The organism is Orenia metallireducens (assembly GCF_001693735.1).
Taxonomy (GTDB): Bacteria; Bacillota; Halanaerobiia; order Halobacteroidales; family Halobacteroidaceae; genus Orenia; species Orenia metallireducens.
The window spans coordinates 203,289-215,626 of the sequence record NZ_LWDV01000008.1; the positions used below are offsets into that span (position 1 = coordinate 203,289).

A 12,338-nucleotide genomic window follows, 5' to 3' on the forward strand; every position below is an offset into this window, starting at 1 on the left:
ATACTTAGCCCCAAAGATTAATAAATATTATTAAAGAATGTGGGGTGAGTTTATGAGAAGAGTGAAAATTATTATAGGGATCACTTTGATCTTACTATGTCTTATTTCTCAAACTGTTCTAGCTATAGATAAGCCTGAATTTGACCTTCAAACTAAGTCAGCGATTTTGATGGATGCTAAGACTGGGAGGATACTTTATGAGAAGAATGCCCACGAGAAGTTGCCACCAGCCAGTATAACAAAGGTTATGACTATGTTATTAGCAATGGAGGCTGTTGATGATGGGCGAGTAAAGTGGGATGATAAGATTACCACTACTGAATTGGCAGCAGAGATGGGGGGATCGCAGATTTGGCTAGAGCCTGGAGAGGAGATGACTTTTGAGCATCTACTTAAGGCAGTAGCTGTTGTTTCTGCTAATGATGCCTGTGTAGCTATTGCTGAACACCTTTATGGTACAGAGGAGAACTTTGTCAAGGCAATGAATGATAAGGCAAAGGAATTGGGGTTAGAGAATACTTATTTCTATAATACCAATGGATTACCACCAACAGACCCTGATGTCCAAGGAAATTATACTACAGCAGCTGATGTGGCGAAGATGTCTTTAGAGCTATTGAAGCATCCTAAGATATTGGAGTTTACATCGATCTGGATAGATCATATTAGAGATGGGGAGAGCTTTTTAAGAAATACTAATAATCTAGTCCGCTTCTTTAAAGGGGCTGATGGATTAAAGACAGGATATACACAAGAGGCAGGTTTTTGTGTATCAGCTACAGCTAAGAAGGATGGTATGAGATTTATTGCAGTAGTTATGAACGCACCAAATTCTAAGGTTAGATTTAATGAAGCAAGGAGTCTATTAAATTATGCCTTCAGTATCCACCGTTCTGTTGATATTGTAAATAAAGGGGACATAGTCAGTAAGGTTAAGGTCTTTAAAGGTGAGATACCAGAGATAGATGCAGTTGCTAAGGAAGATTTGAAGATATCAGTGATGAAAGGTGAAGAGAAAGAGGCTGTTAAGCAGACAAGACTTAATAAAGAGGTAGTTGCTCCTGTTAAGGTAGGAGATAAGGTAGGAGAGATAGTTGTATTGAAGGGAGAAGAGGTCTTAGGGCGTGTTGATTTAGTAGCAAAAGAGGAAGTAGCTAAGGCTAACTTCTTTAAGTTAATCTTACAATTATTTAAGAAGTTTATCAGTAATATTATGAATATCTTTGAATAGAAGCTGATTGTTATCAGACATCCTAAGGAATGTCTTTTTTGTAGAGGGGGATATTTCATTTTACTATTTGAATTTCAATATTTGTTATCGGACTATGGATATATTGTATAATGATTTCTACTAGTCTAAACTATAAATATAACTAAGTGGTGATTAGACTATAACAGTAATCTAAACTATTAGTAATTAATTTATTGTATAGATTAGTATAAAATAGTAGCTTTAATCTTTTATAGACATCTATAGTAAATTTGAGATTTACAATCATTCTTCCACTTAGATAAATAAAGTAAAAATTTCGGTGTTGGGAAATAAATCAGAGAGCAGAAGAAATTAAGGTGGGCTGTAGATGGGATTGCAGAGAGTGATGGTGAGTATAGAGTTGATATAGAAGTAGCTGGAGAATTAAGAAGTAAAAGCTTTGGCTATTTTACAAATGGATATCATATAGATATCATATAGATAGGAAGTATCAAATAGTTGTAAGAGATAAAGAGATAGAAATGAAGACCATTGGTAATTTAAAGAAGAAAAAATAAAGTTCAATTCAAAAGGCAGATAAAATTTATTTGTCTTTTTTTTTTATTTGTTGCAGGAAAAAAATGGTTAACATTGAATTAATAATTAGAAAGGAGTGAGAAGAATGAAATTATCTTTTAAGAGTAGTAATAATAATTTAGTTGTTAGACCCTATGGAGAGTTTGATTTACATACTGTAGATATCTTTAAAGAGAAGCTAGAGCAGAAACTAACAGAAGATACCAAAGGGATAATTCTAAACTTAGATGGGATAAAATTCATTGATAGTTCTGGATTAGGGGCTATCATTGGTACATATAAGAGAATTACCAAAAAAGGGGGAGTTTTAGCAATAGCAGAAGTAACTCCTCAAGTAGAGAGAATATTTGAATTATCAGGAATTTTAAAGATTATTAAAGTATATCCTTCGGAAGCAGAAGCCTTAGATAATATTGTAGGGAGGTAAGATAATGGAGAATAAGGCTAGATTAGTAATTGACAGTTTATCAGATAATATTGGATTAGCTAGAGTAACGGTGGCATCTTTTGCCTCACAGTTGAATTTTACTTTGGCAGAGTTAGAGGAGATAAAGGTAGCAATTTCAGAAGCTGTATCAAACTCCATTATTCATGGATATAAAGGTGGAGTAGGTGAGATAGATATTTCGATGAGAGTTAAGGAGCATCAATTAGAGATAATAATAGAGGACCAAGGCTGTGGAATTGAAGATATTAAGACTGCTTGTGAGCCAGCATATACAACAGCTGATAGAATGGGCTTAGGTCTTGTCTTTATCGATTCCTTCATGGATAAGTTTGAGATAGAATCAAAAGTCAACCAAGGAACAACATTAAAGATGGTCAAGGTTCCAGCCCAGGAGCAAAAACAGGTTAATTAGGAGCTGACAAGATGAATAGCTTATCGAAGATAAATATTGATAATCATAAATTATTAGCCGAAAGTGATACTAAAAGGTTAATAGCTTTAAGTCAGCAAGGTGATAGGACTGCTAAGGATGAGCTGATTAAACATAATTTAAGGTTGGTTATGAAGATAGCTCATCGTTTTAAAAACAGTGGTTACTCTATAGAGGATATATTTCAAATTGGAAGTATTGGTTTGATTAAGGCGATAGATGGTTTTGACCTTAGTAAAGGAGTAAAGTTTTCTACCTATGCTGTTCCTTTGATTATTGGTGAGATTAAGGTATTCTTGCGTGATGATAATATTGTCAAAGTCAGTCGAAAGGTTAAAGAGACGGCTTATAAGGTTAATAAGATAAAAGAAGGATTGGAGCAAAAGTTAAATAGAGAACCTACTATTCATGAATTGAGTAAAGAGGTAGGGTTATCAGCTGAAGAGATAGTTTCAGCTTTAGAGGCTATACAGGCTCCTAAATCAATTCATGAACAGGTTTATGAAAAAGAAGGAAGTAGTTTAGAGTTAGCTGATCAGCTAGTTGATGATGAAGATTATTATAATGAAAAGTTGAATTTGTTGGCTTTAAATCATGTTTTAAAAAAATTGGACAAGCGTTCACAACTAATAATTAAATTAAGATATTTTGAAGAAAAGTCCCAAAGTGAAATTGCTAAAGTACTTGATTTGTCCCAAGCTCAGGTTTCAAGGCTAGAGAAGAAGATTTTAAAGTTAATAAGAAGAGAGTTATAAGAAAAGCACAGGTGCTAAACCTGTGCTTTTTGTATTAAATTTAAGTTACTTACACATAATAGATTTAGAAAATCAGAAGATAGAATGATTAATAATATAAATAGTAACAGTTAATAGGTATATTATATCGCTTTCTTTTCAGCAAAGGAGAGGATGTGTATGATGTTTGAAATCAATTTAAAAAGAGTAATTTACTTGATTATATTTTTAGCTCTTGTTTTAGTTAATTGGTTCCTATGGGATGATTTCTTTATGGAAAAAGAGCTCTCCCCTAGAGCTAAAAAGGTCTTTAATTATCAAAGTAAGTCTAAGATAAGAAGTGTTTATAATGAGTGAACAGTTGGAATGTATAAAAGAAGAGATATTTTTAAGGGTTAAAAGAGTGGTAAAGGCTCAACCTAACCAGACCTTAGTAATCAGTGATTTAGCAGAAGTCATTACCAATAAGGAGCTACAAGATAAGCTAGAGAAGGTTAAGGTCAAAGAGGTAACTGAAAAAGCTGGTCAGTCGATGATTGTTACAGCATTAGAGATTATAAGGGCTATCAAAAGGGAATTTCCACAATCTGGAATAAAGCATTTAGGAGAAGCTGATGTAATTGTAGATATTGAAGAGAATTTTCAGAATAATTTGAGAGATAATCAGCCTTCAAGGTTATATATATTTGCAATTGGAATTATACTCTTCTTTGGAGCAGCTATGGCTATTATGAACTTTCATGCCGATGTCAGTATGGTTAAGGTACATCAACAGATTTACAAGTTGATTATGGGTGAGTCTAAAGAAAACCCCCTCTTACTTAATATTCCTTACTCTATAGGTTTGGGTTTTGGAATGATTGTCTTCTTCAACCAAATCTATAAGTATAAATTCAACAAGAAAGACCCTAGCCCTTTGGAAATAGAGATGTATCTATATAAGAACAAGGTCAATCAATTCTCTTTACATCAAAAGACTGAGTTAGCTAAAAAGAGTGATCAATAATTAAGAAGTATTAGGTGGGGGTTAAATGAAAGGAGTTCTCTTAGTTGTAATTGGTTTTTCTGAAGGGGTTATAGTTGGTGTAGCTTTAGTTGCTTTTTTAATGGTTTTAGATGTAATTCCTCGTTTAATAGATTTAAGTAACTCTAATGAATCTATCTGGCTATATCAAAAATTAATAATATCAGGGTCATTATTTGGAGTGATAGTAGACTTTTTCAACCTAACACTCCCTAGTATTTTCTTTATCAATAATTTATTGGTTATCTTGGTAGGGTTTGTTTTTGGTACATTTATTGGATTAATAGCTGCTGCGTTAACTGAGACTTTAAAAGTACTACCATTATTGAGTAAACGTTTAGGTTTAAAGGATTATATGAATGAATTATTATTTATTCTTATCTTAGGGAAGGTAATTGGTTCTTTGATTTATTGGTTATTTCCAAGGTTATGGTTTTCAGGATGAGCTTAGGATCAGGAGTTGGCAGTTAAGTAATAATGCTACTTATTATTTATTACTAATTCATAGGAGGTTTTAAATGGGAACAATAGATAAAACACCACAAGAGTATCAAAAATTAATAAAAAAGCATCAGCCTACAGATTCTAAAGTAAAGAACTTTTTTTATGCTTATCTAGTAGGAGGTTTAATATGTTTTTTGGGACAGTTTATAATCAATGTACTAGTTAATAATGGTATGCCTAAAGATGATGCTGGTTCGTATGCAACAATAGCTTTAATCTTTATTGGAGCATTATTAACAGGTTTAGGGGTATATGACGAGATTGCCCAATTTGCTGGGGCAGGAACTATTGTACCAGTCACAGGATTTTCTAATGCAGTTGTTGCTCCAGCAATGGAGTATAGACAAGATGGATATATTTTGGGGTTAGGTGCAAATATATACTCTGTAGCTGGTCCAGTATTGACTTATGGGATGTTATCTGCATTTCTTATTGGATTACTAAAATTAATATTTTGATTTGGAGGAATAAATAATGAAGAAATTAGGTAAACAGACAGTTCAATTCGATAATCCTCCTCAAATTATATCATCAGCATCAGTTGTTGGTAATAAGGAGAGTCAAGGACCTTTAGCTGATTACTTTGATCAAGTAATCAGTGATGGATATAACAATCAACAGACTTGGGAGAAAGCCCAGATGAAGATGACTGAAGATGTTGTAAATAATGCCTTGGATAAGGTTAATCTAACTAAGGATGATATAGATTGTTTGTTAGCTGGAGATTTATTAAATCAGATTGTAGCATCTAATTTTGCTGCCCGCAAATTCCCTATTCCTTTCCTTGGACTATTTGGTGCTTGCTCGACTATGATAGAGGCTATGGCTATTGGATCTATGATGATAGATGGAGGAGCAGCTAACCAAGTAGTTACTTTTACTTCTAGCCACTATCAGGCTACTGAAAGGCAGTATAGAACCCCTAATGAATATGGAGACAAATATCCACCATATAAGCAATGGACTGTAACAGGATCTGGAGCAATGATTTTAAGTAATCAAGTTGGTGGAGTAGCAGTTACAATGGCTACTTTGGGTAAGGTAGTAGACTTAGGGGTCAAAGATCCAAAGGATATGGGGTCAGCTATGGCGCCAGCAGCAGCCGATACTATCTTAAATCATTTAGAGGACAGTGATCGCAGTCCTAGTGATTATGATTTAATTGTTACTGGAGATTTGGGTCAGGTTGGCAAGGAAATTACAATAGATTTATTAGCAGAACAAGGTTGTGATGTTAGTAAGAATTTTGATGATTGTGGAGTAATGATTTATAGCTCTAATCAAAATTGTGGAGCAGGAGGGAGTGGTTGTGGTTGTTCAGCCGTCGTAGCATCCTCCTATTTATTACCACAGCTAATGTATGGTAATTTTAATAGAATATTATTACTTGGAACTGGTGCCTTATTAAATCCTGTCACTTCATTACAGGGAGAGAGTATTCCTTGTATTGCTCATGCAGTAGTCTTAGAAAGAACAGGACATTTAACTGAGGGAATTGGTCGTCCAAGTATTCAAGATAATCTATCAACAAAAATTGAAGATTTGACTAAAAGCGAGGGATAAAGAATGAATTTGTATTTGATGGCATTTTTAGTTGGAGGATTAATTTGTGCACTAGGTCAGTTGTTTTTAGATTTTACCAATTATACTCCTGCCCATTTATTGGTTACCATGGTGGTGATTGGAGCAATCTTAACAGGAATAGGAGTTTATGATTATTTAATTGATGTAGCTGGAGCTGGAGTCACTGTTCCTGTAATGAATTTTGGGTACATTCTTACTCAGGGGGTAATGAAGGAAGCTGAAAATGATGGATTTTTAGGGTTGTTTGCTGGTATCTTAGAGATGGGAAGTATAGGAGTTAGTGCTTCAATAATTATTGGTTTCTTAATGGCAGCAATCTTTAGACCTAAAGATTAGTAAAGGTATTCTATTAGGATTTAATTTATATTTTGATGATACGGTGGATAGATATTGTGACAATTTAGTGTGAGTGTAAAGAATGAGTGACTTGTTACTAAGGGTTTCTCACCCAGGGGGTTTTACCTTAGTCAAAAATCAATTCCTAATAGAAACATTCACTCACACTTATATAAAAATTGTTGGAATATACTCATATAGTAACATATTAATTTTTAGAATTATTCATTTATAACAGGTACAATCTATCGCCTATTTAGGAAAATTTGAATATTAATTCTTTTAAATCCGAATAATAAGGGGAGAAAATTATTGGATAAAAAAAGAGTAATAGTAGTGACCGATGGTGATTCTACTGCGCAAAAAGCTGTAGAAGAAGCAAGCAGAAAATTAAATTTACGGGTAATTTCCAAATCTGGTGGAAATCCTACACCCTGCTCAGGTAAAAAATTACTCTCTTTAATTCAAGATTGTCCTACAGACCCTGTTGTAGTAATGTTTGATGATGAAGGTAACTTCAATTGTGGTAAAGGTGAACATGCTATGGAGAAGGTTATGGACTCTGATGATATAGAGATATTGGGAGTAGTTGCAGTGGCATCTAATGCTAAAGATGTAAAAGGAATACATCCAGACTGTTCTATAACTTGTGAGGGCAAACTCGTAAGTAGACCAGTTGATAAGGAAGGAGAAGCTGAGAAAGAAGGGCATTTTGTCTTAGAAGGTGATACTGTTGATGTACTTAATAGGTTTGATGATGACCTAATAATTGTTGGTATAGGAGATGTAGGTAAGATGTCTGGCAAGGATAATTGTGAGATTGGCGCTCCTATTACTACTAAAGCTTTAGAGGAAATTTTAAAGAGGAGTGGAGTGAATGGCAGAAAAAAAGACCAAGATTAGTAAGAAACTCAGTGAAAATTTACTGATTATTAAGGATAGAGTTGATGGACCAAAGACCTTTGACTTTATCAATCGAGATTTCAAGATTGGTCATAAAGATGTTAGTTTAATCTTTATTGATGGTCTAACAAATGGTGACTTAATAAATCGGATAATGGAACATTTGATGGAAACCCAATCAGATGAGTTAAGTGTTGATGCGATTAAGAAATTGCTAGAAAGTCGCCTTACTATCCATGAGGTAGCCATTGTAGATAATATAGATGATTTAATGAATGAAGTTTTAGCTGGCCCCCAAGCCTTATTAATTGAAGGTGAAGATAAGGCGATTATCATAGATGCTAGAACTTGGATGTCTAGAGGACCTGAAGAACCTGAATTAGAGAAGGTAACTAGAGGGCCTGGAGATGGCTTTATTGAGACTATGTTATTTAACTTACAGATGATTAGAAGAAGGATTCGTGATCCAAAGTTAAGAGCAGAAGCTTTGCGAGCAGGCAAGAGATCTCAAAATGATATAGCGGTAGTTTACATTGAGGATATAGCTGACCCAGAGTTGGTAGAGGAGGTCAAAAGTAAAATTGAAGATATTGATGTGGATGGATTGCCTTTAGCTGATAGAACTGTGCAAGATTTCTTAACAGGGGATACTATAAATCCTTTACCTAAAATAAGGTATAGTAGTAGACCTGATATTGTCAGTGCTCATCTTTTTGAAGGTAAGATATGTATTTTAGTAGACAATTCACCAACGGCTTTAATCTTACCAGCTACCTTTTTTGACCATACTCAAACCTTAGAAGATTATCGCCAATCTACTGTAACTGGAACATACTTGTCTTTGCTTAGATTTTTTGCAATATTTCTATCTTTAGTATTACCACCATTATGGTTGACTTTAGCATATGGTCCTGACTGGTTACCTAAAGGCTTAGAGTTTATTGGGGCAGAGGAATTAGGTAAAGTTCCAATAGGAATACAGTTTATCTTAGCAACCTTAGGTATTGATTTAGTCCGTATGGCATCAATACAGACCCCTAGTTCTTTAGCTACCTCTCTAGGTTTAATTGGGGCATTAATGTTAGGAGAATTTGCCGTAAAAGTAGGAGTATTTAGCCCAGAGACGATCCTTTATATGGCTATTGGAGGGATAAGCAACTTTGTCATACCAGGATATGAGTTAGCTTTAACAATAAAGTTATTACGATTATTTTTGATTATATCGGTAATTTACTTTAGGGTACCTGGATTAATTATTGGATTGATGTTGATCTTCTTATTATTTGCTTTCAGTAACTCTTTTGGTATCCCTTATTTATGGCCATTGATTCCGTTTAATTGGCAAGCCCTAAAGACCTATATCTTCAGGCAATCAATCCTAACATTAAGAAAGAGAAGACCTAATATTAGACATGTCAAGGATAAGACTAAAAAAGAGAGTAACAAGTAGATTAATATTGAGGAGTTGGTTCTGTGAAACCTAGAATAGGTATACCACAAGCTTTGCTATACCATAGATATTATCCAGCTTGGAATAAGTTCTTTGAAGAGTTAGATTGTGAGGTAGTAGACTCTAAGGCATCTACTAAAGAGACAGTAAATGCTGGGGTTAGATTAGCAGTAGATGAAGCCTGTCTACCTGTCAAACTATTTTTAGGTCATGTCCAATACCTAAAAGATAGGGTTGACTATTTATTTATTCCTAGAGTTATCAGTATAGGGTCTAAGGAGTACTTATGCCCTAAGTTTATGGGACTACCTGATATGGTAAGATATAATATTGATGATCTGCCACCTATCATTGACACCACTCTAAATTTAAGAGATAGTAAACTAAATTTATTTAAAGCAGCATTAGAGGTAGGAGAGGTATTGGGTAAAGGGTCTTGGCAGGTTAATAAGGCATTATGGAAGGCCCTAATAGAGTTAAGAAAGCATAGAAAAGAGATGAAAGATAAGGTTAATTCTGAAGCTAAATATAAGGTTGGAGTTTTGGGCCATGAGTATATTATTTATGACCCCCATATCAGTATGAATCTAATAGGTAAATTAAAGAAGATGGGGGTAGAGGTGATAACAGCTGAGATGCTCTCCAAATCATCTTTAAAGAAGGGGGTCTCACATCTATCAAAAAATATGTTCTGGACATTAAGTAAGCAGATGTTAGGAGCAGGCCATCACTTTTTTGATCGCAATGACATAGACGGGATTATTCAATTAACAGCTTTTGGCTGTGGACCAGATTCTTTAATAGGAGAGATGATAGAAAGGGAGGCTAAGCGGAGAAGAAGTCAACCCTTTATGACCTTAAATCTAGATGAACATACTGGTGAAGCAGGATTGCTAACCCGTTTAGAAGCCTTTATAGACATGATCAAATGGGAGGGGATATAGATGAAGGTTACATTTCCCCATATGGGAACTATGTCGATTGCTGTTAAAACTCTATTGATAGAATTAGGTTTAGAGGTTGTACCACCACCTCCTATTACTCAAAAGACTTTAGATTTAGGGGTTAAAAATTCTCCTGAATTTGCTTGTTTACCTCTTAAATTAAATATAGGTAATTATATTGAAGCTTTAGAAGCTGGTGCTGATACTATTATTATGGGTGGGGGAATAGGTCCTTGCCGTTTTGGATATTATGGCGAGGTACAGAAGGATATCTTAAGGGACTTGGGTTATAACTTTAATATGGTTATCTTTGAGCCACCACAAGGCCATTGGAGAGAGTTTTATCAGAGTTTGAAGTTATTATTAGGTAATATTTCTTGGACTAAAATTTATATTGCTTGGAAGAAGGCGTGGGCAAAAGCACAGGCCTTAGATCAGATTAGCAAGTTAACAAATCAGACTAGACCCTATCTAGTAAAACGAAAAGAGGCAACTAAAATATACAAAAAAGGGTTAGATTTGATTGATAAGGCTCAAAGTATTTCAGAAACTGAAGCTGCTGTAAAAAAAATAAGAACAGACTTTGATTCTTTAGAAAGAATTGAAGGGTTTCAACCTTTGAAAGTAGGGTTAGTTGGAGAGATTTATGTTATCTTAGAGCCTTTCACAAATCTACATATAGAAGAGAAGCTAGGTGAGTTAGGGGTATTGGTAGATAGATCTATCTACTTATCTGAATGGATAGAAGAACATCTTTATTTTGGTATTTTTAGAGATAATAAACATCGACAGCATATACAACAATTAGCAAAACCTTATTTGAATCATTTTGTAGGTGGTCATGGATTAGAATCAGTAGGTGAGACTGTAATGTATGCTGAAGAAGATTTTGATGGTGTAATACATTTAGGTCCTTTTACTTGCATGCCAGAGATTATAGCCCAGAGTATATTACCAACAGTAAGTAAAGATTTAAATATACCAGTCTTATCGTTAAGCTTAGATGAGCATACTGGTGATGCAGGTTATATTACTCGTTTAGAAGCCTTTGTAGATTTATTAGCTCGTAAAGAAGAGAAAGAGGAGTTGATAATATGAAAGCAGGTTATATGGGGATAGATGTAGGGTCAGTTAGTACCAATATTGCTATTATTGATGAAGATAGAAATGTATTAGAGAGTCTATATATTAGAACAAATGGCCAACCTATCCGTGCTATCCAAGAAGGGTTGATGAGAATTAAAGAACTAATAGATATTGAGATTTTGGGGGTAGGTACTACTGGTAGTGCTAGAAATTTGGCAGGAGTGATTGTGGGAGCTGATGTGATTAAGAATGAGATTACAGCCCATGCAGTAGCAGCTTCTACTGTAGTTGAAGGGGTTCAGACGGTTTTAGAGATAGGAGGTCAAGATTCAAAGATTATCATCTTACGTGATGGTATTGTTATTGATTTTGCTATGAATACAGTTTGTGCAGCAGGTACTGGATCATTTCTAGACCAACAAGCCAGTCGCTTAGATATTCCAATTGAGGAGTTTGGGGGACTTGCATTAGGAGCTGATAATCCTGTGAGAATAGCGGGGCGTTGCTCGGTCTTTGCAGAGTCTGATATGATACATAAACAGCAATTAGGTCACAACTTAGAGGATATCATTGCAGGGCTGTGTCAAGCATTAGTTAGAAATTATCTAAATAATGTAGGAAAAGGAAAAGAGATTTTAGGACCAATTGTATTTCAAGGTGGGGTGGCTGCTAACCAGGGAATTAAAGCAGCCTTTGAAGAGGAACTTGGAGTAGAGGTTATAGTACCAGAGTATCATAATGTTATGGGAGCTATTGGTTCTGCAGTCTTAGCCCAAGATGCTGTTAAGAAGAAGGAAACTACTGAATTTAAGGGCTTTGATACTTCTAACTTCAATTATCATGTCTCTAGTTTTGAGTGTAAATCTTGCCCTAATCACTGTGAGATTATTAATATTCACCAAGAGGATGAGATTATTGCCCGTTGGGGTTCTAAATGTCCTAAGTGGGAGGCAGTTTAATACTATTGTTAAAGTTCTTATAATTAAATAAATTCTATAGTATAAATAATCTTGACAATATTGTCAAGATTATTTATACTATAAATTAACAGTACTGACCAGTCAGTACTGTGGTTTTTATTTTTAATTTGATACCAACTTTTAATA

The 12,338-nt window shown here is 34.6% G+C and carries 15 protein-coding genes; all 15 read left to right on the forward strand.

Going from position 1 to position 12,338, the window contains the following annotated elements; all coding sequences use genetic code 11:
* Positions 1 to 52: 52 nt before the first annotated feature.
* The 15 genes from U472_RS05815 (at position 53) to U472_RS05880 (ending at position 12,191) form a co-directional block, all read left to right on the forward strand.
* Positions 53 to 1,231, forward strand: a complete 1,179-nt coding sequence (locus U472_RS05815; protein ID WP_068716451.1) for a D-alanyl-D-alanine carboxypeptidase family protein — start codon at positions 53 to 55, stop codon at positions 1,229 to 1,231.
* Between the two features lie 643 nt (positions 1,232 to 1,874).
* Complete coding sequence (locus U472_RS05820; protein ID WP_068716453.1) at positions 1,875 to 2,216, forward strand: STAS domain-containing protein; 342 nt, start codon at positions 1,875 to 1,877, stop codon at positions 2,214 to 2,216.
* Positions 2,217 to 2,220: 4 nt separating this feature from the next.
* Positions 2,221 to 2,649, forward strand: coding sequence for an anti-sigma F factor (spoIIAB, locus tag U472_RS05825; RefSeq protein ID WP_068716455.1), 429 nt, complete (start codon positions 2,221 to 2,223; stop codon positions 2,647 to 2,649).
* Between the two features lie 11 nt (positions 2,650 to 2,660).
* Entirely contained in the window at positions 2,661 to 3,422 is a 762-nt protein-coding gene (locus tag U472_RS05830; RefSeq protein WP_068716457.1) for a SigB/SigF/SigG family RNA polymerase sigma factor, read from the forward strand.
* A gap of 159 nt (positions 3,423 to 3,581) precedes the next feature.
* The gene (locus U472_RS16985; RefSeq protein ID WP_218059045.1) at positions 3,582 to 3,758 is read left to right on the forward strand and encodes a hypothetical protein; all 177 of its coding nucleotides are present in this window, start codon (positions 3,582 to 3,584) and stop codon (positions 3,756 to 3,758) included.
* A complete protein-coding gene (locus tag U472_RS05835; RefSeq protein WP_068716459.1) occupies positions 3,751 to 4,407 on the forward strand; it encodes a stage V sporulation protein AA in 657 nt (218 codons plus the stop codon). Before U472_RS16985 ends, U472_RS05835 begins: the two co-directional genes overlap by 8 nt.
* A gap of 25 nt (positions 4,408 to 4,432) precedes the next feature.
* Positions 4,433 to 4,870: a stage V sporulation protein AB gene (locus U472_RS05840; protein ID WP_068716460.1), complete on the forward strand. Its 438-nt coding sequence runs from the start codon at positions 4,433 to 4,435 to the stop codon at positions 4,868 to 4,870.
* Between the two features lie 73 nt (positions 4,871 to 4,943).
* The gene (gene spoVAC, locus U472_RS05845) at positions 4,944 to 5,387 is read left to right on the forward strand and encodes a stage V sporulation protein AC (protein WP_068716462.1); all 444 of its coding nucleotides are present in this window, start codon (positions 4,944 to 4,946) and stop codon (positions 5,385 to 5,387) included.
* Between the two features lie 16 nt (positions 5,388 to 5,403).
* On the forward strand, positions 5,404 to 6,492 hold the full coding sequence (gene spoVAD, locus U472_RS05850; protein WP_068716464.1) for a stage V sporulation protein AD: 1,089 nt from the start codon (positions 5,404 to 5,406) through the stop codon (positions 6,490 to 6,492).
* Positions 6,493 to 6,495: 3 nt separating this feature from the next.
* Positions 6,496 to 6,849: a stage V sporulation protein AE gene (gene spoVAE / locus U472_RS05855; RefSeq protein WP_068716466.1), complete on the forward strand. Its 354-nt coding sequence runs from the start codon at positions 6,496 to 6,498 to the stop codon at positions 6,847 to 6,849.
* Positions 6,850 to 7,161: 312 nt separating this feature from the next.
* Entirely contained in the window at positions 7,162 to 7,752 is a 591-nt protein-coding gene (locus tag U472_RS05860; RefSeq protein ID WP_083189775.1) for a stage V sporulation protein AE, read from the forward strand.
* Positions 7,727 to 9,202 carry a spore germination protein gene (locus U472_RS05865; protein ID WP_068716470.1) on the forward strand — a complete coding sequence of 492 codons (1,476 nt, stop codon included), beginning with the start codon at positions 7,727 to 7,729 and terminating at the stop codon, positions 9,200 to 9,202. Before U472_RS05860 ends, U472_RS05865 begins: the two co-directional genes overlap by 26 nt.
* Before the next feature lie 23 nt (positions 9,203 to 9,225).
* Positions 9,226 to 10,146: an acyl-CoA dehydratase activase-related protein gene (locus tag U472_RS05870; protein ID WP_068716472.1), complete on the forward strand. Its 921-nt coding sequence runs from the start codon at positions 9,226 to 9,228 to the stop codon at positions 10,144 to 10,146.
* On the forward strand, positions 10,147 to 11,244 hold the full coding sequence (locus tag U472_RS05875; RefSeq protein ID WP_068716474.1) for a 2-hydroxyacyl-CoA dehydratase: 1,098 nt from the start codon (positions 10,147 to 10,149) through the stop codon (positions 11,242 to 11,244).
* Positions 11,241 to 12,191: an acyl-CoA dehydratase activase gene (locus U472_RS05880; RefSeq protein ID WP_068716476.1), complete on the forward strand. Its 951-nt coding sequence runs from the start codon at positions 11,241 to 11,243 to the stop codon at positions 12,189 to 12,191. The genes U472_RS05875 and U472_RS05880 overlap by 4 nt, the downstream gene beginning before the upstream one ends.
* The last annotated feature ends 147 nt before the right edge of the window (positions 12,192 to 12,338 follow it).